Source organism: Ignavibacteriales bacterium, from assembly GCA_026390595.1.
Taxonomy (GTDB): Bacteria; Bacteroidota; Ignavibacteria; order UBA10030; family UBA10030; genus UBA9647.
Map to the genome: position 1 here is coordinate 201,111 of JAPLFQ010000021.1, position 24,066 is coordinate 225,176.

At 54.2% G+C, this 24,066-nt stretch carries 18 protein-coding genes; all 18 read right to left on the bottom strand.

Annotated elements, in window-relative coordinates:
* Nucleotides 1-16: 16 nt before the first annotated feature.
* Nucleotides 17-772 carry a class I SAM-dependent methyltransferase gene (locus NTU47_10945; protein MCX6134318.1) on the bottom strand — a complete coding sequence of 252 codons (756 nt, stop codon included), beginning with the start codon at nucleotides 770-772 and terminating at the stop codon, nucleotides 17-19.
* Between the two features lie 24 nt (nucleotides 773-796).
* A complete protein-coding gene (locus tag NTU47_10950; protein MCX6134319.1) occupies nucleotides 797-1,735 on the bottom strand; it encodes a dimethyl sulfoxide reductase anchor subunit in 939 nt (312 codons plus the stop codon).
* Entirely contained in the window at nucleotides 1,687-2,010 is a 324-nt protein-coding gene (locus NTU47_10955) for a 4Fe-4S binding protein (GenBank protein MCX6134320.1), read from the bottom strand. The genes NTU47_10950 and NTU47_10955 overlap by 49 nt, the downstream gene beginning before the upstream one ends.
* Entirely contained in the window at nucleotides 2,007-4,052 is a 2,046-nt protein-coding gene (locus NTU47_10960; GenBank protein ID MCX6134321.1) for a molybdopterin-dependent oxidoreductase, read from the bottom strand. The genes NTU47_10955 and NTU47_10960 overlap by 4 nt, the downstream gene beginning before the upstream one ends.
* Nucleotides 4,053-4,115: 63 nt before the next feature.
* Nucleotides 4,116-4,823, bottom strand: coding sequence for an alpha/beta hydrolase (locus NTU47_10965; GenBank protein ID MCX6134322.1), 708 nt, complete (start codon nucleotides 4,821-4,823; stop codon nucleotides 4,116-4,118).
* 123 nt (nucleotides 4,824-4,946) lie between these two features.
* Nucleotides 4,947-7,571: a T9SS type A sorting domain-containing protein gene (locus NTU47_10970; GenBank protein MCX6134323.1), complete on the bottom strand. Its 2,625-nt coding sequence runs from the start codon at nucleotides 7,569-7,571 to the stop codon at nucleotides 4,947-4,949.
* 339 nt (nucleotides 7,572-7,910) lie between these two features.
* Nucleotides 7,911-8,624, bottom strand: coding sequence for a periplasmic heavy metal sensor (locus tag NTU47_10975; GenBank protein ID MCX6134324.1), 714 nt, complete (start codon nucleotides 8,622-8,624; stop codon nucleotides 7,911-7,913).
* Nucleotides 8,621-9,202: a hypothetical protein gene (locus tag NTU47_10980; GenBank protein MCX6134325.1), complete on the bottom strand. Its 582-nt coding sequence runs from the start codon at nucleotides 9,200-9,202 to the stop codon at nucleotides 8,621-8,623. Before NTU47_10980 ends, NTU47_10975 begins: the two co-directional genes overlap by 4 nt.
* Nucleotides 9,199-9,657 (bottom strand): zf-HC2 domain-containing protein, encoded by a 459-nt coding sequence (locus tag NTU47_10985; GenBank protein ID MCX6134326.1) that lies wholly within the window; start codon nucleotides 9,655-9,657, stop codon nucleotides 9,199-9,201. Before NTU47_10985 ends, NTU47_10980 begins: the two co-directional genes overlap by 4 nt.
* A gap of 56 nt (nucleotides 9,658-9,713) precedes the next feature.
* Complete coding sequence (locus NTU47_10990) at nucleotides 9,714-10,253, bottom strand: sigma-70 family RNA polymerase sigma factor (GenBank protein ID MCX6134327.1); 540 nt, start codon at nucleotides 10,251-10,253, stop codon at nucleotides 9,714-9,716.
* A gap of 307 nt (nucleotides 10,254-10,560) precedes the next feature.
* Entirely contained in the window at nucleotides 10,561-12,381 is a 1,821-nt protein-coding gene (locus NTU47_10995) for a Na+:solute symporter (GenBank protein ID MCX6134328.1), read from the bottom strand.
* A gap of 72 nt (nucleotides 12,382-12,453) precedes the next feature.
* Nucleotides 12,454-13,098 (bottom strand): nitroreductase family protein, encoded by a 645-nt coding sequence (locus NTU47_11000; GenBank protein ID MCX6134329.1) that lies wholly within the window; start codon nucleotides 13,096-13,098, stop codon nucleotides 12,454-12,456.
* Nucleotides 13,099-13,302: 204 nt separating this feature from the next.
* Nucleotides 13,303-14,409 (bottom strand): serine hydrolase, encoded by a 1,107-nt coding sequence (locus tag NTU47_11005; GenBank protein ID MCX6134330.1) that lies wholly within the window; start codon nucleotides 14,407-14,409, stop codon nucleotides 13,303-13,305.
* A gap of 172 nt (nucleotides 14,410-14,581) precedes the next feature.
* Nucleotides 14,582-17,371: a protein kinase gene (locus NTU47_11010; protein MCX6134331.1), complete on the bottom strand. Its 2,790-nt coding sequence runs from the start codon at nucleotides 17,369-17,371 to the stop codon at nucleotides 14,582-14,584.
* A 558-nt stretch (nucleotides 17,372-17,929) separates the two neighbouring features.
* A complete protein-coding gene (locus tag NTU47_11015) occupies nucleotides 17,930-19,198 on the bottom strand; it encodes an MFS transporter (GenBank protein ID MCX6134332.1) in 1,269 nt (422 codons plus the stop codon).
* Between the two features lie 144 nt (nucleotides 19,199-19,342).
* Nucleotides 19,343-20,512 (bottom strand): hypothetical protein, encoded by a 1,170-nt coding sequence (locus tag NTU47_11020; protein MCX6134333.1) that lies wholly within the window; start codon nucleotides 20,510-20,512, stop codon nucleotides 19,343-19,345.
* A 30-nt stretch (nucleotides 20,513-20,542) separates the two neighbouring features.
* On the bottom strand, nucleotides 20,543-21,550 hold the full coding sequence (locus NTU47_11025; protein MCX6134334.1) for a DUF4249 family protein: 1,008 nt from the start codon (nucleotides 21,548-21,550) through the stop codon (nucleotides 20,543-20,545).
* A 288-nt stretch (nucleotides 21,551-21,838) separates the two neighbouring features.
* Nucleotides 21,839-24,049, bottom strand: a complete 2,211-nt coding sequence (locus NTU47_11030; protein MCX6134335.1) for a YCF48-related protein — start codon at nucleotides 24,047-24,049, stop codon at nucleotides 21,839-21,841.
* Nucleotides 24,050-24,066: the final 17 nt, after the last annotated feature.

The following is a 24,066-nucleotide window of genomic DNA, read 5'->3' on the forward strand; positions in this document are numbered from 1 at the left end:
CCTTACCGTTGGTCAATCACATTCGTGCTACCACCAGCATCTCAAAATCCTCAGTCGTCAGCGGCTTGTCCCGACGCCAGGCTCCAATCTCACATCCCAATATCTCAATATACGCGAAACCAAGTGATTTCAGCAACCACGTTATTTCGGACGGCACATAGTACCGCTCGTTGCACGTCAACCGCATGGTGGTGCCGCTATCGTCAGTGACCTCATACTCGGAGATATCGCGAAACGTCATGAGGTCAAACGAGTTCTTCTTGCTCACGTCCCCCTCGTAGTGGCTGTTGATGAAATCCTTGACAGAATGGAACAACGGATACAGTCCGTTGAGCGTGGTGAAGATGAATTTGCCCCCCGGCTTCAAAGCGTTGGCAGCATTCTTCAGGATCTCGAAATTCATCTCGTCGGTTTCCATCAACGGGAACGCCCCTTCACAGATCATGATCACAACGTCAAACTCCCGGCGGAAGGTCAGCTTTCTTGCATCCGCAGCGTCGAACCGGACAGCAACCTTTGCCATCGCTGCATTTTCTTGAGCTCTCCTGAGCTGCGCCGCAGACAAATCCACTCCGACGACGGAATAACCTCTCCGGGCGAGCTCAATCGAATGCCTCCCCGTTCCGCAGCCGATATCCAGTATCCTTGTTGACCTGTCAGGACCGATTTCCTTCTCAATGAAATCTACCTCGCCAACGGTCCCTCTTGTGAAGGGCTCCTGTTCGTACTTGGTGGCGTAATTTTCGAAAAGCTGCTCATACCATTGCGTCATGGCACTCACCTCGCGAATTGATTCCTATCCAAGTTCCCGGACGAGATCCTTCTCCACTTGCCGCAGCGGAGTGAGAATCTTTAGATCGGCGTAGAACTCGGCGCGGTTTGCCAGTTCAGCGACGATCAGGAGAACCCCCGCCGCTGTTCGACCAGAAGGGCCTCCAAAAAGCAAGAGCGGCACAATGAATCCGGCGACAATCCTGAGGATCGAAAGAACGGTTCTCGGCAGACTGCGCTCCGAGGCCTGCACGAACTCGAAACCATAGAGAATGAATTTCCATCCTGACACGAGCACAAAAAGCGACATCATTTGAGAGAAGGCCGAAAAGAAGAGAATTCCCGTTACGAGCACGCTCGCACTGTGCAACCCGGGCATTGGTTTACCTTCTGCCACCGAGTACACCATATCGATTGAAATCAGCATGACGAGTCCTGCGATCATCGCGGCCACGCGCATCGACTCTGCGTGAACGACGGATACGCTGAGACCGCACAAGATGAGAAACAGAAAGCATGCACCGATCTCCCTGCTTAACCACGATGTTTTCACGTTGACGATCGCCCGCCATGCCCGGAATTTCTTCCCAAGATGAATCGCACTCAGGCCCATTCCTATGATACCAGTCGCGAGGAAAGCGACGGGATCGACACCAATCGGTTTGAATACTGACGCGGCAAAGAATCCGAAGAGCAGAGAAGCCAGGATAGTAAAGATGATCAGAGGCCACTCCTGCTTCAACCCCGTCTTCGTGGGACCTGTTGAGAGAAGCCGTTTGAATAAACCGGACTCATCTGCCGCTTGTGCCTGGACGACTGGGGAACGAGGTCGGCTCTTCCTCAACGGGATGATTTCAATCCCCGGCCTCATCCCTTTGTCGACAAAACCAGATACTCGCACAACCGGCTTCCCGCTCATTTCGCCAAAATCGAGAGCCCCGGTCGGACAGAGCAGTACCTGCATCCGATGCACCGGTCGGCATTGTGGTCAATCGTCCCGAGCAATTCATCCTTGCTGTATGCGCGCGAAGGACAGTGTTCGAGGCACAGAGGGATTTCACAATGGTTGCAGGCAATCGTAAAATGGAACAGAGGCAGCAGCGGATGGCGCAAATCGTTCGACGTGCTCACCTGACGCCAGGGCTCCGACAGAACGGAATGATTCTCGATCTGACAGGCGATGACGCACGCCTGGCAGCCGACACACTTGTTCATGTCGAAAATGAACCCCTTTCTCATGTTGCTTTCTCTATCTCTATGCGCGTGTCATGGAAAGCGGACCCATGCCCCATGTCCGTTTCTCTTCCCTCTGTAAAGAGATTGGGCGTCCCCCCTTCCGACAGCCACCACCCGTTGTAATACGCGGCACATCCCCTTCGGATACTGAAATCCAGCCGGACGCGCACCTTCATCTCCCCACGGTCGTTATATACCCTCACCAGCTCCCCTTCCCTGATATTTCGCTCAGCCGCATCGGCAGCGCTCATCGAGATCGTCGGGTGCGGAGCAAATTGTTTGATCAGATCGAGATTGCCAAACTGTGAGTGGATTCTGTTCTGGGTATTCGGCGAAAGGAGAAGAAGCGGGAATCTGCTCTGATCGCCTGCATCGCCTTCTATGATCGCGATATACGTCGGCAGCGGGTCTGCACCCCAGATCGTGCTCGCCTCCCCGGAAACCAGTTCAATCTTGCCCGACAGAGTTGCGAATTTCAGATCCGAGAACGCTATCTCTTCCACGCCCGGAGCCAGAACCGGTCCTTGCTGCAAGTCCTCCCATCTCAGTCCCGGAAATGCCCGGAGCCGTTCATTGAGAAACGCCTGTATGCTCTCATCTCCCGGTTCCGGAAGGTGCCGCGCGATCTCCGCTGAGGAGAATCCCAGCTTCCGGGCCAGCTCATAGTAGATCTCCGTCTCCGGTTTCACTTCTCCGGCGGGTTCGAGTATCTTTGGCTTCAGCTGGACGTATGGATTCCAGTACGAGCCGATGATATCCGACTGCTCGAACATGTTCTTCGCAGGCAGAACGATGTCGGCTTCCAGCGCAGTGTCTGTCATGAACTGCTCGACGACGACTCTGAAATCGAGCTTCCGGAACGCCTCCAGCGTCAGGTTCGTGTCAGGGTTTTGCGCAACCGGATTTCCACGCTCAACCCAGATCATCTTCAGTGCCGGGTCCTTCGTCCGGAGCATGTCTTCGCCGAGCTTCGCCTTGGAGATCGTTCGTCTGAACAGTCCATTCGGCCCTTTCGGAGGGTAGTAGCAAAGCGGCTCCTTGACATCATCGAAAACATAGCTCTGCAAATTCGCATAATGGAAGCAAGCTCCCGGCTTCCCGATGTTTCCGGTCAGAACGTTCAGGGCAAGAAGTGCGCGAATTGTCTGTCCTCCGTTCGAGAAACGCTGCATGCCGTAGCCGGGGACGATCGTCATTGGTTTGATGCCCCCGATGTCTTCCGCGAGTTGTGCCAAAACTTCAACGGGCACGCCAGCTATCTGCGCCGCCTTTTCCAGAGTGACATCAGCGAGGCTCGTTCTGAACTCTTCGAACCCGAGCACATGCTCTGTGAGGAAATCGTGATCGATCTTCCCCTTCTCGAAAAGCTGCCGGGCAATGGCGAGAGCAATGATAGCGTCCGTGCCGGGTCGCGGTTGTATCAGCACGTCTGCAATCTCCGACGATTGAGTGCGCCGCGGGTCGACGACGACAATTTTCGCCCCCTTCGCCTGCGCTTCATCGAGGAATATCATCTGCTGCACGTTTGTTTCTGCAGGATTCTTTCCCCAGAGTATGATAAGCCGTGCGTTTGCAATGTCCCACGGAGCATTATGCTTGTTCTCCCCGAGCGTCAGCCGCACGCCCTCCAGTCCGGCTGGCCAGCAAAGGTTCCCGTACGTCGTCGTTGCACCGCCGAAAAGCTGCCAGAACTTTCCGCTGAATTCGTTTACCAGTCCCGCCATACCGCTCGATTCATAGAAGAGAATCGATTTCGCTCCGAACTGTTCCTTGAGCCGATGCATCTGGCGGCTGATCGTCTCGAGTGCCTCGTCCCACGAGATTCGTTCGAACGTCCCGCTGGTGTTCTTTCTAAGGGGGTGGAGGATTCTTTGCGATGAGGTGGCGCGCTCGAAATAGCTCAGCCCTTTGAGACATACCCCTTTTGGAGTCGCTCTGTTTCCAGGGTGCGGCTCGAAGTTAGCAATCTTCCCGTCCATCACGTGTACTTTGAAACTGCATGTGCTGTAGCAGTTCCGGGGACAGGCTGTGGAAAAGATTGGCATGGGTGAAACAAGTGGTTGAATGGCGAGAAATCTGGTTAATTGGTGAAATGGTGAGTGGTCAGTTCACCCCTTGAGCTCCGATTCAAGGATTTCATAGAATCGATCTTGTGCGCACCGTTCCAGCCAGGGCGTGTGACCGCATTTCGGCAGGAGCTCAAATCGAAAGTCCTTCAGGATTCTCGAAAGAGGTTTCCGAACTCCTTCCGCCGGGTGTGAATCGTAGTCTCCGTGTATTGCCAGAACAGGGCAACCGATGGTGTCACCGAGCTTGAGTAAAGCACCACTTCGCCTCATTTCCCTGGCCTCGCTCCATGCTTTCTGGTACGCCTCGGGCAGGAACTCGACCTCAGTATTCAACTCTGCGATGGCGTCGAATGAATCGGCCTTCGACATCAATTGACCGAATCTTCTGAAGAGTGGCTCTTTGTCCCGCTCGCGAGGATCTTCCAGTTTCGATTGCAGATCCTGCACCTCGGCTCTTTCCGACTCAGGTAGCCGACTGAGCCGGGTTTCTGTCAGTCCCGCCGCATAGCTCTCCTCGAACGGGCCGGCAGAGACAAGCACCAGCTTCCGGACACGTGCCGGATGGCGGGCTGCGAGGATGAAACTCAGCCACGCGCCCCAGGAATGTCCGATAAGAGCGATGCCATCTTTGCAGTGGTGCTCGATAATCGCCCTGAGTTCGTCGACCTGACCTGGCAGTGACATCGCTGTCTGCAACGGCTCAAGCACGCCCCTTCGCACGGACAATTCCTTCGCAACGGGCGCCATCTCGCCTCGCGCGCCGGGGCCACCGTGCACCACAGCCACAGAAAAAGGAGGAAGGCCATATGTTCGCGCGTCCAACAATTCGAGTCCCCGCCCTCTTCTCGTGAAGTGGGATTGCCGTTCTCTCTACTTCAAGACAACCATCTTGAGCGTTTGAGCGAACCCGCTGCTTTCCAGGCGATACAGATAAACCCCGCTCGAGAGTTGCCGGGCATTGAAATTCACAGAGTACCATCCTGCCTCGACATTCCCATCGACCAACACAGCCACCTCGCGCCCAAGCATATCAAACACCCGAAGTGACATGGTTCCGGAAATCGGGACAGCGTATTCAATCCGCGTGGAAGGATTAAATGGATTCGGATGATTCTGCCTGAGCACAAATGTGCTCGGGAGGGTCCCGGAATCTTTCTTCTCAACAGTTGTCACTTCCTGGCGAAGCGAACATTTCAAAGCATCGGCACGCAGAACAATAGCCGTGGCAGAGGCCGGACTCGCATCGCTGACCATAACGTCAATGGGGGTGGAGCCGGGGAGCGACCGGGTCAGGATTGTCACCCACGAACCGCTGTTGGCGTTCTGGTCCACAAACACGCTGTCGACAAAAGTGCTCCCGATGCGCACGACATATTTCGCCCTCGTTGCCGCGTTCACTGTTGTCGGGACAATGATCTGGATATCGTAGACACCACTCTTCTTCAATGTCATCGAGTACATTGCGTACGTTCCCGGGGGCGTCGGTATTGCTGAGAATCTGCTTGACGGACCATATGCCTGCGCTACGCTCGTGTTCCAGGGACCGAATTCCTTGTACTTCATCGGGTCCTCATTGTCAGCGATCTGGAAGTAATTGACAACCTTTCCTGTCAGCGGAATCTGGAGAGAGGGTTGGAAAGGATCGTCGCTGGCGATTGTGAGCGTGTCTGCCATGGTTCCGCGGTTTCCTGCGATGAACGAGAGCGTAACGAGGCCGGATTGCATCGGCTCGATCGAGAGCGGCATGGCTGAGATTGACCGAACGGAAGTACGCGCCGCTCGGATGGAACTGATCGTCAAGGGCAAGGTTCCACGGTTTTCAACCTGGAATGAGAGCCGGACCGTATCCAGCTCGCTTACTTCTCCGAAATCGATGGATGTATTGTTGACTACAATCTGGCGATCGCGCACGAGGGCTGAGAGCTTGAAGACGTCTGCTGCAACAACCTTTCCGGCCTGACCGTCGGCTTTGGCGACCATCTCAAATGCCGTTTGCGAACCAGCTTCAAGCTGAGCTGTCCCTGCATAGACCCAGGTGCCAGTCGTCAATGGTTTGTCGAAATACGTCGACTGGACAACCTGCCCTTTGCTGAGGACGCGGATGAAAATCTTTCCGGCTGCGTTCGAGACCGGGGGGACCTGGACGAAGATGTTGTAGCGGCACGACTGAGGAATCGTCGGCTTCCATTGGATTTTTGCAGAATCGTTCTGACCAAGTGTGGCAACGCGCGCGTCGATTCCCCACGCACTCCTGGTCACCGTCGACCACGCACCCGCCAATTCTGCGTACGCACTGTCCCGGTTGTCCACATAGATGTCGTCCGGCAGGTAGTTCAGAAACACAGTACGCAGGTTGCCGACCGTATCAGTTGCGGCAACTCCCACCTTGGCCACTGAACCGGCAGCAACGGGATCAATCGTGGTCCACTCACCCGCACCTGTTTGCCGCGAGCGTAACCGGATATATCTCTCGTTCATGTCCTTTATCGCTACAAACGGCTGTGGCTGGAACAGTGGCTCATTGGATGTCACAGCAAACGTCAGACCGTTGCCAACCCTCTTTTCGCTGATCGTGACAGTCGGGGGCGTTGCATCACTCGTACGCAGCCATCGCTGCATAGCCTCCACAGCAGTGCAATAGCGGAATTTCACAACCGGATATTTCCCCTCTGCGGCGTGTGCAAGCCGATCGATTCTGGAGACGTTCGTCAGGAAATCCTCCTCAGGAAGATGGGCCCACAAACAGACAACCTGATCTACGCCGGCATTCGCTTTCGCAAAAACCGAGACCATGGATGCCGAATCAAGGCTCGCCATATACACGGAGCGCAGGTTATATCCTTTGAGGGAACCCGGCAGTTGATAGTTGTCCCAGGATGGATGAAACGGTACAAATTCCTTCGAAGATTTCGACCAGTCGTATACGTTGTCTATCGGTTCAGTGGTATCATTTCGTAGGGCGGGATAATCGTCGTGCATCGAGAACGGGAGCAGTGTATCAAGCGTACGCTGCCAATCATTGTCCATCGCGTGCCAGCCGCTCCGGAAGGAGACCGGAAACGTGTGTTCTTCGAGCAGATACTGAGAGAGCGTAACATCAAAATCATCAGCCGATTCTGTGAATTTCTTCGCCTGGTTCCACCAGAAGACCCCGTCGTTGTTGTAGTCCGTCCAGACAAACGTATGGTAATGCATCGTCAGTTCGTCACCGAACTTCGCAATCGACGCGGCATGATGTTTCTTCATGGCGTACAGAGTCATTGTATTCGGCAGAGGCATGTCCTTGTTCGTGGCGTACCGGAAGATATTTCCTCCCATCATCCACCAGGTAAGCTTGACCGTCTGCCCGTAGGAATCGACAAGCTTGTTGCGGAAAGCGGGGTCCATGATCTTGTAGGCGTTCCGGCCCGGATCCGTAAAAAGGGCAATCGAATACGTGCAATGGAATACATTGGTGTCCATCCCTTCCCAGGTCGCCGTATCGGAACCGAGCACAAGATAGACCTTTCCCTGGGCCGACAGGAATGAGGCAGAAATGAGAACAAAGCAAAGAAGTGCGGATGCAAACTTTGTTTTCGGGATATTGTACACGGTGCACCGGGGAAGATTTTTGGAATCGTTCGCTTGAAGGAAAGCTAAGCGAGAGTAGCGTGAAACGCAAGAGTCCCAGCTGGTCAATCTGACGAGACTGTCATTTCTGGCAACATCTCCTGGACAGACGGGAACGATCTGACCATACTGGGAATCTCGTGACGAGAAAGCGCACTTGTCAAAAAAAATCCCGACCAACAATCGCTGGTCGGGATACCGTAGAAATACCACTATGACGCTAGCCTACTTCTTGCCTTTGCATTGATCGCAATCCATCGAACCGTTCATGGCACCTTGATGCATCATACCGCCTGGCCCCATTCCTTTGCCGCCCATCATAACTCCACGACCCATCATTCCCCCTCGTCCCGTCATTCCGCCACGTCCCATCATTCCGCCTTGACCCTTCATACCACCTTGCTTCATCATCCCACCGGGACCCATCGGCCCTCGGCCTCCCATCATGCCTCCTGCCAGCACGTGCCGATCGAACTGCTTTTTCTGATCCGGCGTGAGCAAATCTCTGACAGCCCGCTGATGCAGAAAGGTCTTCATGGCAATCTCACTTGAAAGCTTTGAAATCTCGCCCTGGATCGACTTCACTTTGCTTTCGTTGAACTTGTCCGCCGTCACTTCCAGCTTCAACGAGGCGTGCTGCTTCTGAAGGTCTGCCCGGGCGGCGATCATTTCTTTCTGGTGTGCGAGCGCGAGATCCTGGACCTTCGTTCGCTGTTCTTCTGTGAGCTTCAGGAATGCCATGGGACCTCCCTGTGCACCACCCATCATACCGCCCATCATTCCACCCATCTCACCTTGCATATGTCCGTGCTTCATCTCGAGCGGCACCCCCTTGACTACTTTAGGCGCCGGTGCTTCCTTCTTTTGATCCTGCTGCGCGAGTGCCGACACCAGCACCACGAGCATCAACACGATCAACGTCATCATCAGCCTCTTCATTGGACCCTCTTCTTTGATTGTTTGTGTGATTGAATAGTATCTGGCCGTCTTCCATCTTCCCACATTTGCCGCCCCCGCATCGGACCTCTTCCCATGGTTCCGCCGCCGGTCCGTCCCATTTGCGGACGAGCTTGCATGATCGCCCGGAAGAACATTTCCTGTTGCTCCGAGTTCAGAAACGACTTTGCCTGGAGAAGATTGTGAACTGCCTTCTCATTGATTATTAGTCGTAAGTCAGAAAGTTTCTTTATGTTCTCATTGATGCGATCCATCGGTGCCGGATCGTTCTTGAGCATCGCGACGGTCGAGTCTTCGAGCACCAATATCTGCTGCTCTGTATCCTTAACGTCCTCTCTGAAGCTCATCATAAGGGCATGCATCCGCTCGCGCACTTCCGGCTGCATTCTCATCATCGGAGATTCTCCCCCCATCATTCCGGGCGGGCGTCCCCCCTCGAAGGGTCCGGCATTCGGTTGACGCGAACCGCTCTGAAACGTATGATAGACGAAGACACCGATGGTCGAGAGGTTAACGACAATCAGAAACAGGAGAATACCGACGAGAACTTTCGTCTTCATTTCGCCGCCTCCGTGCTTGACTGCGCAATCGACTGCAAACGATCTGCTATACCTCCCACTTCAAGTGACTCGGAATATTCGGTGATGACATTCTGCTCGGTGACCGTCGAAGTCCTGTACGAAAGCGCTTCGCCCAGATACGCGCCGCACAGGACGGCCGCCACGAACATTGCCGACATCAGCGTCCAACGCACAACTACCGCCTTCACTTCACGCGACGGCTGTTTTGATGAATCGACCATCGCTCTGATGCGAGTTGGGAGGAAAGGATCCGCCGCCAGAGTGTTGCGCGGCACTTCCTGAGCAGGGAGCAAAGCCGCCGACAACCGTTCAAAATACGCCCTGCACGACGGGCATTCTTTCAGGTGGCTCTCGACAAGCTGCTGGTCGCGTGCGTTCAGCCTGAGCTCAATCCAGGGGAGAAGAAGGGATCGTATGTGGGAGTGTTGTTTCACCTGAGCTGACCTTTCAGAGATTTAGACAACAACGGCGGATAATTCTTGCATGTCTTTTAGCGAATCAGGGGACCGAGTTTCTTTATAAGCGCTTTGCGGGCTCTGTGAATGCGCGTTTCCACCGCGCTGTGGCTGATATTGAGCACCCTGGCTATCTCGTCGTAGGAGAGGTGTTCATCCTTGAACAGAACAAACGGGATCTTGTGGTTCGGATGAAGGGCGTCGATGGCCTGTTGGGTAAGTGCCGCCCGCTCCTGGTCCTCGAGAATTTGATCGGGGCGAGGAACCTCACTTCTGCCGAAACCCGCTGTTTCGATCTTCTCGTGCGTCAGAAGTTCCCCGACGCTCTCGTCCATCAGATCGAACCAGACATTGCGGCGTTCACGCTTGAGGTAATTGAGGGCATGATTGACGGTGATCCTGTAGATCCAGGTATAAATCTGTGATCGGTTTTCGAACGACCCAATGTGCTCATACACTTTGATGAACACGTCCTGCTGGAGATCACGTGCAACCTGTTCCCGCGAAGTGAACCGATGGAGCAGATTCAACACGCGTTCACCGTAGGAGAGATAGATCTCCTCGAAGGAAGGCATTCCTTCCCCTTCCCGCGATTTCGATGAACCAGCAGGTTGCAATGAGATCTTCTCGGAGGCATGTCGGCCGTTTCTCGTGTCTGCTCCTTCGGTGGTGCTTTTAATTAGACCGGTGAGAGGGGAGTTACTTGCAGACCGATCCTTCGAAATTCTGAGGTTCGATGTTCGAAATTGGACATTCCAGTGAATGTCTACGCCGCAGGCGCATCCCCGCCAGCCTCAAGAACTCAATGGGCGGGCTGGCGCCTCTGGCGGACAATATCCGGCTCCCAACAATGAATTATGAAGCGGCTTCTCAATGCGAGCGCTATGATTGCTCCACAAACCCCTTGTCTGACCAAAGCCTGTTGACAACGTAGAGCAGCGCGGATCCACTTACCACAAAGACCGCAAGGAGCATGAGAGCAGTCTCGGTTCGTCCGTAGAGGAAGTTCCCCACGGTAAAGAGGGCGGACCAGATGGCGGCGCTCCCGGCGACCCATCCGAGCAAAGCCATGGGAATGTTCTCATGTGTTGCCCGCGCTTCCGCCTCTGACACACCTGCTTCTGCGCGTATTCTCTTCCAGCCAGGACCGAAGGGGCGGACTTTCTTGTAGAAATCAATGAGCGTTTTGCGATCGGTCTCCGGACCGACGTACACTGTGACAAGCCAGCAAACCGTTGTAAAGGCGATGGTGACCAACAACGCGGCATGTGTCGAGAAGTGGATGCCGTTCCTGGCAAGGATCAAAAGGGCGATGGATACAGCGAAGGAACTTACCATTGCCACAACTTCGCACCAGGCGTTGATGCGCCACCAGAACCAACGGACAAGGTACAGCAAGCCCGTGCCGGCGCCCACCTGGAGTATGATGTCGAATGCGTCTTTTGCCGTGTCGAGCAGGAACACCATCCCCGAGGCTGAGAAGAACAGTATGATGGTTCCCATCCGTCCGGCAAAAACATAGTGTTTCTCCGTGGCGTCCTTCTTGATGAACCGCCGATAAAAGTCGTGGACAAGGTATGATGCTCCCCAGTTCAAATGAGTGAGGATCGTAGATGAGTTGGCCGCGATCAATCCCCCCACCATCAAACCGATGAACCCGACGGGCAGGAACTTGAGCATCGCCGGAAAAGCGATGTCGTGACCCAGAAGTTTGGGATCGAGATTTGGAAACGCAGCCTGGATATCGGACAATTGCGGATAGACGATGATGGATGCCAACCCCGTCAGAATCCACGGCCATGGGCGCAGAACATAGTGCGCGATGTTGAAAAACAACACCGCTCCGAGTGCGTCTTTTTCAGATTTCGAAGCAAGCATCCGCTGTGCAATGTAGCTTCCGCCTCCCGGCTCTGCACCGGGGTACCACACAGCCCACCATTGGACGGCGATCGGCATGATGAAAATCGCAATCGCCATGTCCCAGTTGTTCGTGAAATCAGGCAGGATGTTAAGATAATTCAGTCCGCCGGGTCCTTTGATTGTGGAGAGCTTGTCGACAAGGCCGGTCAAGCCGCCGACCTGCGGCAGGTTGACCGCAAAGTACGCGGCGGCAATCACTGCGGTCATCTTGATGAAAAATTGCACCATGTCAATCACGAGTACGCCCCAGAGGCCCGAGTGTGTCGCGAACACGACATTGAGCGCCCCCACAAACAACAAGGTTTGCCACCGTTCCATGCCAAACAGAATGGCCGCGATCTTGCAGGCCGCAAGGTTGACCGACGCCATGATCATGCAATTGAAGAAGAAACCCAGGTAGACCGAACGAAAGCCGCGGACGAGGCTCGCGGCCTTGCCTGAGTACCGGAGCTCGTAGAATTCCAGATCGGTCATCACTCCAGATCGCCGCCACAGCCGCGCGTAGAAGAAAACGGTTGCAACACCTGTCAGCACGAATGCCCACCAGACCCAGTTCCCCGCAACACCGTTGCGCCTGACAATATCCGTCACGAGGTTCGGCGTGTCGCTGCTGAATGTCGTGGCAACCATGGAGAGACCGGCCAGCCACCAAGGCACAGCTCTGCCGGAGGCGAAGAACTCCGAGGTGCTTTTCCCCGCACGCCTGCCAAAAAACAATGCCGGCAGAAAACAGACAACGAGTGTCGCAGCGACAATGATCCAATCGACGAGCTGTAGGTGCATGCGATCAGTCCTTTCTCTGTGTTGATGTCCGAATTCTCATCATACCTCTCGAAGCAAGAAGCCGGCAATCGTTCATGGCTTCGGATATCCCACTGTCTGCGCAAGCAGGATTCTTTGCTCGGGCCGCAGGTTCATTTCTTTTGCCAGCAAGGGACGGTCGACCAGCCCCCGGACGACGACCGAGAGCCCTTGTGACGCGCAATAAAGGTACACATTTTGAGCAATGAAACCAGCGTCTGCTGCACTGTACAAGGCCCTGTCCTCTTCCGACGCGTTTTTCATCCTGGCTGCGTCGGCAACATACACAAATGCTACCGGCGCGTCTTTGACAAATGGCTGCTTCCCCGTCGCTTCACGAAGATCCTTCGCGACAACCGGCGCAAGAATGTGAGATTTCGCTTCGTACACATACATCGCTTCCGGCAGAGCCACGTAGATGTCAATTTCCTGCCAGTTCATCGCAGACGGCGCCGTCCTTTTCCCAGACTCCGGACGGTTGATGCCATACGCCGCCCAGAGAAGATTCGACAGTTCCTGAAGCGGGAGAGGTTTCGAATCGAAGATCCGCGACGACTGACGCGCTTTGAGCGCTTGCATGAGCGGCTTGCCAATTTCCTGCTGAGGGGCGGGCAGCTGAATAGTCTTTGGCCCTTGAGCATACCCGAGGGTCAACCCTGCAACACACATCAAGACAACGGTGCTTCGGAATGCGTTCACGGTATCCTCCCGTTCCTGATCCGATTCGCTGAAGAAGCCGGTGAGCTCATGGATACGATCTTGCGCAGACTACGTCGTCATCCGACTACAGCGTAGAACAAGAATTTGCAGCGGTGATAGGGTTGGTACAATCGATGGTTCAGAAGCGAAGCTAGCAGAGTTTTTGTTGAAAGGCAACCGCAGCCGCCGGTGCCCGCGCTGAAGTCAGAAAAAGTACTTCTTCAGGATACCGATCATGACAGTCTCGAAGTAGCTTGCCTGCTCGGTGGTCACGTTGTCGTCTCCGATCGTTACGATAATCATGTTCTTCGCCGGGATAACAAAGACAAACTGACCGGCGAACCCGGCTGCCATGAAGATCGAGTCCCTGGAATCGTAGTTATTCCACCAGAGATATCCATAGTTCACTGATGGAAGGTCGCCCCATGCGTGGTTCGCACTGTTGCGCGGGACAAGCGTCTGCTGAATCCATTGCCGGGAGACGATTTGCGTGCCGTCGATCATTCCGTTGTGGAGGTAGAGCTGCCCCAACCGGGCGAGATCGCGGGGGGTGAAACTCATCCCCGTGCCGCCTGCATACACGCCCTGCGGATCCTTCAACCAGGCCCGGACAGAGATCTTCAGGGGAGTGAACAGATATCGTTCTGCGAAGTCATACGAGGATATCCCGGATGCCCGTGTGATGATTCCGGACAGAAGGTTGACGTTCGGAGTGGTGTAGAGGAATTGTTCCCCGGGTGCATATTTGAGGGGAAGCTTGAGAGTCGTGTACATCCAGTTGACGTTGTCGCTGTACAGCGACGTATGGTCAGCTGTCTCGTTCCAATCGATGCCGCTCTTCATCGTGAGGAAGTGTTCAAGCGTCCAGTTTCGCTTTCGCGGGTCGATGCCTGTCGTGTCGAAGTCGGGAAAGTAGCTGAGCACCCTCTCCTGCGCTGACCGGATAATTCCTTTGTCGATAGCTATCCCCAACAGGGCGGAGGTAAAGCTCTTCGATGCCGAATGAATCTCGTAGTCGTTCTCCTTCTGAAATCGGCTGTAATATTCAACGACGAGTGTATCATTCTTGATGACGAGAAGACTGAGGATGAACGGATTTGCTTTGGTCTCTTTGAGCGCCAGGGAGACTTTTGCAGTATCGAGGCCCTGAACTGTCGGCGAGGAAGTGGGCCACGCGTACGGGTCACGGTACGTGAACCTGGTATCGGAGCCACTGTCCGGCGCCGCAGGGCTGTTGCTGCAGCCCGAAGCGGTCAGGAGCACAGACACGAGAAGAACGATACCCGGTATGCACAGGTTTCTATATGTCACATGGATTCCTTCAGAACGACAGGTATAATGATCAACGAATATCTTCCGGTATCTGTTCCCTGAGGGGCAATACTGGGACCAGTTGTGCATTTCACCGGACATCAAAAAAAAGCTCCTCATCGAAAACGAGGATGAGGAGCTGGGGCATAGGATACTTGATTCAGCAAATCGCCTATCGTTTCTTGAGGAGCTCTGTCCAATTATTCAGAATCACCGTCGGACCGCTCGACTCGTCAAACGAATTAACGATGATTTTCGATCCGTCACGGGATACGTCGTAATTCCCCGCATACGAGGGCGCACTGACCCTGAACAGTGGAGTGACGTTCACGGCCTGCATTGTAGGGCCAGCTGGTTTCACCTGCGCGACCACAAGTTTGGAGTCGAGGGTGAGATAGAATATCTCTGTGCCGTTACTAGCCCAACGAGGCCCCCTCCCCCCCGTCCGTTCCTGACCACCTTGGAAGGAGATTGGCTCCGGGTTTAGAGGTCCCGGGAAAGGAGTCACGTAGATTTCACTCTGCTTTGTTTGTTCAGAACAAAAAGCCATCCATTTCCCATCCGGCGAGAACCTCGGATCCCATTCGTTTTCCTCAAACTCCAAGAATGGTCGGATCGTGTTCTTGCCATCCATACTAAGCGTTAGGATGTCGCTCTGATTCCCTGGGTGTAGTTGATTGGCGCTGCCGACAAAAGCAAGATACCGTCCATCCGGAGAGCAATCGAAGGGTTGTATTGAACAGTACTGTGCCCACGCTGGTATCAGAACTTCTTGTGCTCCTGATAAGAGGCTTTTTCGGTAGAGTTCAAACGCTGCACCTCCTCCGCAGTTTTTTGACAATGTATTGCGGTTAGAACAAAAGAACATTTCCTTTCCATCGCGCGTCCAGACCGGGAGTCGGTCTTGCCCTTTACTGTACGCGACTCGTTTCTTTTCGAAGGTTAGAAGGTCATAGGTCCAGATATGAGGGAGCCCTTCCAGCGAATCGACAACCGCATATGCAACCTTGTTTCCGTCTGGACTGAACCTTACATCGCAGTACGCAGCTCGCTGTCCAAAGACACTCGGCCCCCCCGTCATGGTTCTGCCTCCTACAGCACCAATTTCTCTGCCGGTCCGATCGTAAATAACTAGTCGAGTCATCGACGAAGTCGGCGGTTTTTGGTAGATGAGCGTTGGACTATTTGACGCTGCAAACACTCCCCCACCATCCACACCGTTTATCTGCACCTCCGCAATAGGAATGCTCTCTCCTGAAATCGAAAGTGCTCCAAGGTCGAAGGGGACTGCCATCAAGTTCCTGTTGTTCATATTCTGATACAGCAAGAAACCGTTGGAAAATACAGCGTTTGATGTCGCTTTGAGAATTGTCTTTCGTTCTCTTGATCGAATCGATCCTACACAGATTTCATCCGGATTTGGGCCCAAGCCCGTAAAAATTGTTCTGGCCAGGAAAAAGAAATGAACGCCATCAGGGAGGAAAGAAGGATATTGATGGTAAATTTCTTTTTTTGCAGAATCGCGTTCCGTTACTGCTACGACATTTCCTCCATGTTCTGAAACGGTATAGATGGGCTCGCTTCGGGAAGAAGCAAAGAGTATCAATCCGTCTCTGTTCCAAGATCCACCGAGACCGTAGTTTGCGACGCATATGTCTTTGACCACCCCACTCTCGACGTCGATTCTCTTCAGCATTGAGCCCGAGAAGAAGCCGATAGACTGACCATCAGGTGACCAGAACGGGTACGACGCGCCTTCTGTATTGTTCAGGGCTCGACCTACGAGCTCATCGGTCTTGCGAATCCACAGGTATTTTAGGTCATTGCGCTGGCGTATCACGTACGCGATGCGACGACTGTCAGGCGATAACGCCGGAGGCCCGGCATGCGCACCAACAAAATAGAACTGGCAGTTCTCAGGCCTAGTTAGTTCCCCCAAAATGGGAAATGGTGTTTCTTTGGTTTCCTTGGAGAGTTCGCGAAACGTAAGATAGATGACGATGCAGAGCAACGCCGCCGAGATTGCCATCCATGTCTGCCGGGATCGATATCTTGGCGATCTGGAACCAGGATACATCTTTGAAAGCGACGGGCTGTCTCCACGCCCTGTGTGGGAGTACGATCCGCTCATCTGCCTTAACGTCTTCATCTCCCGCTTGATGTGCCGGCAATCAACGGAGACATCCTTCACGGCCTGATACCGCTCCTCAGGATCTTTTTCGAGGCACTTCGTCACAAGCTGCTGTATCTCCGGATCGATGTCCGATGTACCGTTGGTCAGAGGCGGTGGATCGGCACTCATGATCTCGTACAACAATGCCCCTTCGTGTTCCCCCTTGAACGGCGGATTGCCGGTGAGCATCTCGTAGAGAAGAACACCGAGCGACCAAATGTCTGACCGCGCGTCGCTCTCCTGGCCCTGAACCTGTTCGGGGGCCATGTACGAAAGCGTACCGACTGTAGCTCCTGTTTGCGTCAGTTTCGTTTCGCCTTTGAGTTTTGCCAGACCGAAGTCGAGGATCTTGGCAATTCCTTCTTTCGTCACGAGCACGTTTGCCGGCTTGATGTCCCGGTGGATGATCTCTGCGGCGTGAGCTTTGGCGAGGCCGTCTGCGATCTGCGCAGCGAGCTCGAGTGCCTGTTCCGCTTTCAATCGCCCGCGGGCGATTTTCTTCTTCAGCGTCTCCCCTTCATAGAACGACATTACGATGTACGTGTCTCCATCGTCTGTCTGCCCGATATCATGAACAGCACAGATATTCGGATGCTCGATCTTGGACGCTGCCTGCGCTTCGTGGAGAAAACGGGTTTTGGCTTGCTGGTCGGAGGTCAGTTCAGACGGAAGAAATTTTAGCGCCACAATGCGCTTGAGGGTAATGTCCTCGGCTTTGTAGACAACGCCCATCCCCCCACCACCGAGCTTCTCGAGGATTTTGTAGTGAGAGATGATCGCCCCGATCATAGGTTTTTCCTTTGATGAGAATCGGGACTGCGTGTGAATGCAGCAATGCTATGGCAGGAACTGGATCAGTGCATCGGACCTCGAGTAACGACCCGGGTGGGTCATCGGACGGCGCTTGATACGGTACAATTCTCCACATTTCGCGTGACAAAGTCAATCGCGGAAAGTACCGACAAGAACCTGTTGCGGGAAGTACCGACAAGAATCTGCCCTGTTCCATTAGTTGAACAGCGGGATTCCGGTGTCGATTACGGGACAGCGAGGCAGAGAAAGCATCCGCAGGAAAAAGCCATATTCCGTCTGGGCAAGATCTAAGGAAGAAACCTTAGCAGGAGAATGAGACTAAAAAGGCTCTATTACCTTGCAGATCCGCTGCAATCGGGCGCGCAAATATCGAGATGGGCCACCTGGGCAAGAGAAGGACCGATCGCCACCAGGATCATCGAAAGAAATTCGGAGATCGCCCCTTGGATGATCTTTTTCAGTTGTCAAGTATCAAGACGCCGAGTTTCAGGTTATCGACATACTTGAATTTGACTTTCTGCACCAGACCCCGTGTCAGTGCTTTCGCAGCTTCGGGTAAAACACCCAAATTGCGACAGCTGCTGCGAGTGCGATCAACCCGTTGATGATGACTGTTTCGGCCAAACCGAACCGGGCCGCCAGCTCACCGGACCAAAGTGCACCGATAGGCATGAAGCCGAAAAAGATCCATGTGTAAGCTCCCATCACACGACCACGGAGGTGTTCGGGTGTCGAGGTCTGGACGAGTGCGTTCGCGAGATTCATCACCATGATTGTTCCTACGCCGATGCCGGCCATCACCACGTATGAAGCAGGCAGCCAGTGAATGGTGGCGAACACGAGCAGGAGTACGGGAGCAAGGAACGTTCCAAACGTCACCAGTTTCCCACGATACGTAATCCGCCCAAGCGTCGCGATCACCAGCGCCCCCATCAGTGAACCCATACCGCGGGCCGAGTTGAGAAAACCGTTCGTCGTCGCATCACCGCCGAGGATGGTCACGGACCAGGCAGGGATCAGCGTCGTGAGCGAAAGCGTGAACAAGCTGTTCAATGCGACAATGCCGATAATCACGCGTATGAGGTCGTGACGAACAACGTAGAGAATCCCCTCTTTGAATTTTCCTTCTCCCTCACCCTCAGCAGGTGGGACATGCGGCTTGAGCTTCATCATCTGCAGCGCGATGATGACAGCAATGAACGAAACGCCATTGATTGTGAAGCACCATGCCGGACCAAATAACGCGTATGTTATCCCGGCAACCGCAGGACCAATCGCCGTGGCCGTGTGGAACATCGTCGCATTGAGCGCTATTGCGTTGGTCAGATATTCGCTGTCGACCATCTCACCAACGAATGCCTGGCGGGCCGGAGCATCGAACGCATTGGCAGTGCCCAGTCCGAACGAAAGAAGGACAACATGCCAGGGCTGGACAACGTGCAGGAAAGTCAGGGCGGCGAGTATAAACGCGAACAGCATCATGGCCGTTTGCGTGATGATCATCAGCTTGCGGCGCGACATTCGGTCGGCGACAACGCCGCCATACAGCGTCAGGAGCCAGGCGGGAATCCCGGATGCAAATCCGACATAGCCGAGATAGGCGGGAGAATGGGTCAGCTCATAGATCAAGAACCCCTGAGCCGTGGTCTGCATCCACGTACCGAAGAGTGAGACTATCTGTCCCTGAAACCAGAGGCGGTAATTGGGAAACTGCAGAGCTGCAAACGTCTGATCCCTTCTCAATCTTCTAACGGGCTGACTTTCGCTTTGCTTCTGCTTTTTCGTCCACCTGCTTGAACTCATCTTACAAAGACCTTTCCCACGGCGGATGATCTCACGCACACACACCAAGGGGCTAAGCTGGATCCAAAAAACCAGCTTTGCTGTCTTGCTTGCCCCGACGTTCTTGTCGGGGGCGGCTTTGCGTGAGGATTCTTGAGATGAGTTCTAGTCATAGAATCCAAATTCATGAGCAGCTTCGTACATCGCCACAATATTTTCAGGAGGCACACCAGGCTGGATGTTGTGCACGTTGTTGAAGATGTATCCACCGCCAGGCCTGAAGATTTCCACGTTCTTCTTCACCTCCAGCCGAACTACCTCAGGAGATGCGAACGGCAGAACGCGCTGGGAATCGATTCCTCCTCCCCAGAAGACGAGGTTTTTACCATACTTCAATTTCAGCGCCTTCGGATCCATTCCCCGTGTGTTGATTTGAACGGGGTTCAGTATGTCGACACCCATCTCAATGAGGTCGGGAATGTAGACCGAACAATCACCGCATGTGTGATACCAAATCTTTGCCTTCGTGCGCTCTTTGATCGTGTCGATGACCTTCTGCTGACGCGGACGGACAACGTCCCGATAGAACTGGGGTGAAAACATCGGACCGTCCTGACCAGTAAGATCGTCTCCAATCATGATGATATCCAGCACATCTCCCACTTCGCCAAGGAAACCTTTCATCCACTCCACCCAGTAGTGAGACGTGCGATCGAGAAGTGCTTCGCAGAACACGCGATCCTCGAGCACGTCAGCGAACCATTGCTCCATCCCGCGCAAATACCAGCAGATCTCGTACGTCACGCCTGAGATTCCGCTCGAGAGGGCATATGGCGTAGTGTTACGCATCGAGAGCGCATGCTCGCGGACGCCGAAGAACCGGGTCGGATTGCCCCCATCCGGAAACGGATACGATTCGAGATCTCGCAAACTCGCCGTGGCGAGCGGATGATGGGAAATGTCCATGTAGAGCATTTGGTCGTCGGGCATTGACCAGACGATCCCAAACTCGTCCTTCAGATCGTGCCAGCGCCTTCCATCCCTGACATGAAGTTCAATATTACCCTTGAATCCATCCGGCCCGTGGGCTGTGACGTAGCGGATGTCGACGTGGAATTTCTGAAGAATGGATTCCGAAGGGATCGCCAGCTGCTGGACCGGATCAAGCGTTCGGATCTCTTCCTGGAAGCCGAGGTGATCCAGGAGCGAGCTGTAGGCTTTCTTGTGGATCCCCGTTTGAAATCCGCCAAGGTCGATGGGGATGCGATCGGGTTCCTCATGATTGAGGGCTTTGATGACCCGTTCGCGGGATGTCATTTTTTCGGTGTGTCGCATTGGCCTTTCGAATGTTCCTGTTCGGCGTAATCAATAATGACTATAAGCGAAATTCTCCGGCAGAATATGCACCAGGGAGTCCAACGTGTATGCGCCCATCACGCCAACACCACCTGCGACGCCCGAGAAGATCGGTTCATCAAGGCGAATTGAATGCGGGTCCCCGTATGAGTGGGTCGCCAAATAGTAGCGATAGAGGTTCCGGTCAGCCTGGAGGAGCTGAACCACGGCTCGATTGAAAATGATTTTTGTCGAGCCATACTTTCTGTATGCAACCTCTATTAGGGTGCGAGAGTACACATTGTTCTTGTGGTTCCCGCTTGCCCGATTGTTTGCAGAGCTGCGCGTGAAATTTGGATAGTTGACGTATGAGTAGTCCTCGCTGTTTGGCAAAGTAAATGCAGTCGGGATTTCAACACGTTCCTCTACCCACTCAGTCCCCTTCAATACCTCATAGTCCACAAAAAGCCGAATTCGGTAGCCGTAGGCCCCGTATCCCAATGTCGTCGAAAGCATGATGCTCGCGTCCTTTTCATATTTTGCCGGTCGATCCAACACAGCCTGTGAGATGGGATCTATATCGAGGGCCGGTTTCATCGGCACCAGAACTGACTCCGACACCGGCCCAAATCCATCTGCCTCAACTCTTAGAATATATGAACCTCCATGATTTGGCTTGAACGAACTTGCAACATACGCTCTCAGCAGAATATCATTCTCGTTGGGGTCAGATCTCGTGAGCGTTGTATCCCTGAGACGAAGCGTCAGTCCCCCCTGGCCAATCGTGACGACCGCGTTTCGAATTGTTTTGTCCGTCGTATCAGCTCCCGGGTCGTAGCCGGCAGGCAGGTAGGTCCTCTCAACTCGAGCGAATTGGACATCACGATCGGTGGAAAGGATCGAAAAGACGACAAGCTTCTTATCCAGATCTCCCCGGGGATCGAAGGGTTGGTTGCAAGCCGATAGAAGACCAACGAAAATACATGAACCAAGGATGGTGAAATTCGAGCGAGACTGGGTCACGTTGGGGCTAAGCATTTTAGACCCTTGCGTGTAGCGTGTAAAAAAGGATGCGGTTCTTCGATAGTTAAACTGTCGAAGTGGGCCCAGGTCCGACAGTCCAACTGTCGGACAACAGCGGGGGGGCTTGTGAATGGGCTCCAGAAGCTCAAATCAAGAACGATTGTCACTCCCGAATGCTTCAATCGGGAGTCCAGGCCGCGCGGTCTGGATTCCCCCGCCTGCCCAATGCAGAGCTTTGGTTCGGCGGGCAGGCCGCCAACAACAAGCGGGAATGACAGCTCTTCTTTGTTCACAGCCCTGGACCTACTTCAAAAGCATGAGTTTCCGAACGAGAACTGACTCTCCACTTTGGAGCTTGTAAAAGTAAACTCCACTTGCAAACCCCGAAGCGTTCCAGACAGCCGTGTGTGCGCCAGCTTCGATTCTTCCGTCGACTAGTGTCGCTACTTCGCGACCGAGCACATCGAAGACTTTAAGCGTAACGAAGCTACTAGCTATTAGCTGATAGCTAATAGCTGTTGTTGGATTGAACGGGTTCGGATAGTTCTGCGACAATACGATTTCACTCGGTAACGTCTGACTATGGGCTTCATTTTGGATGGAAGTAACCATCCCCGGCGAAGATCCCAGGATGGTGCCTCCATCGCCAATGGCAAAACCTTTGTTGGGACCGGCAGATGCGACAGCATACAATGAATTCGTTGTGCCGCCCCATTGCGGGATCCACGTCACGCCACCATCATCCGAGCGGATAATCGTGCCACTGTCTCCAACGGCGATTGCCTGTTGCGCATCGGTCATTCGCACTCCGTACAACCTTCTTGTCGTACCACTTTGTTGTGCCTTCCACGAAGAACCCCCGTCGGTCGTACGAAGGATCAGTCCAGAATCACCCACGACAATCCCCCTGATCGTGTCTGCAAATGATACGCTGCGCAGACGAAGAAATGTGACAACAGGAACTACATATGGCAGATCCTCTCCCGGCCACAGTCCCGCCTGGAGCAGCCAGGTTTGTCCTCCGTCCGCCGAACGAAGGATGCTGCCGCTGTCACCCACCGCAGTCACGACATTCGCATTGCTGAAGGAGACCGATTGCAACCAATGAGTCCGGGCCACTTTCGGGGCGGGCGGGACGAACCATGAACTTCCAGCATTCGTTGTGCGCAGAATATGTGTTCGGTCTTCACCCGTCAGTGTTAAGATCCGGCCGACGATCACACCGGTGGTCGACGATCCGAACGATACACCGGAGAGAGTCGAGCCCCACGCGCTCCTCGACCATGTGAGACCGCCATTCGTGGTGCGTACGATGCTTGCCGACCTTCCGACTGCTACCGCCGTGCTCCGGTCTGCGAACGCAATCGCCGTGAGATCATCAGTTGACCCTGTCCGTTGAGGAACCCAGGTTGCCCCACCGTCGTCCGTGCGTAGCATTGCGCCATTGTATCCGGCAATGGCCCCAGTCGATGTTCCGGTGAAGCTCGCTCCGTAGAACGAACTCCTTGGCGCTGGTGTCTGGGCAGCCCACATGACGCCGCCGTCGGTTGTGCGATAGATCGCTCCATACGGTCCCACCGCAGTGCCGAGAACCGAACTCGTGAACGATACACTGGAAAACCATGACGCCGCTCCCATAGATTGCAGCACCCAGGTAAGGCCTCCGTCGGTTGTTCGGAGAACGAGTCCGGCATCTCCAACAACAATGCCCGTGGAAGCATTGATGAAACGGACCGAGTACAAATGATTGAGAGTGCCGCTTTGCTGTGAAGACCAGCTGGCGCCACCGTCAGTCGTCCGTAGAATGGTGCCGAAATCACCGACGGCTATTCCATTGTTCGCGTCATTGAATGAGACACCGTAGAGCCGATTCGTCGTCCCGCTTAATCGACGGCTCCAGCTTGCTCCGCCGTTTGTTGTGCGGAGGATCGTCCCGGCCGATCCAACAATGATGCCTTTGTTCCCGTCGACGAAGGACACTGCCAGGAAGTAACTTGCCGATCCACCAAACTGGGTCGCCCAAGTCCGTCCGCCATCGGTCGTTCGACGAATTATTCCCGGATACCCAACTGCGGTACCTGTGTCGGCCCCGACAAATGCGACGGCGTAGAATGGATCCTTCACATCGCTGACTTGCGGCGACCATGCCGCGCCGCCGTCCGTCGTTCGAAGAATCGTGCCTGAGTCTCCAACGGCGAACCCTCTTGCAGCATCAACGAACCAGACTCCGTTGAGGTTGGCGAGAGTTCCAGGCGACAGAACCGACCATGTCGAGCCACCGTTGGTCGTCTTCATCACAGTGCCAGCATCTCCTACGGCGTAAACGACATTAGCGTTGACGGCATGAACACCTCTCAGCGTGTTCCCTTGCGGCAACGGATTTTGCCACAACCAGGCTTGTTGGGCTGCGGATTGAAGTGCGGCGAGGCACAGAAGAGCGAGCAACGACACGAACCTCGTATGCCTTGAGAGCCTTCTCGCCAGGAAGATTAGTATCTGTGCCGTAGTCAGCATGTTCGCTCTATAGTTGC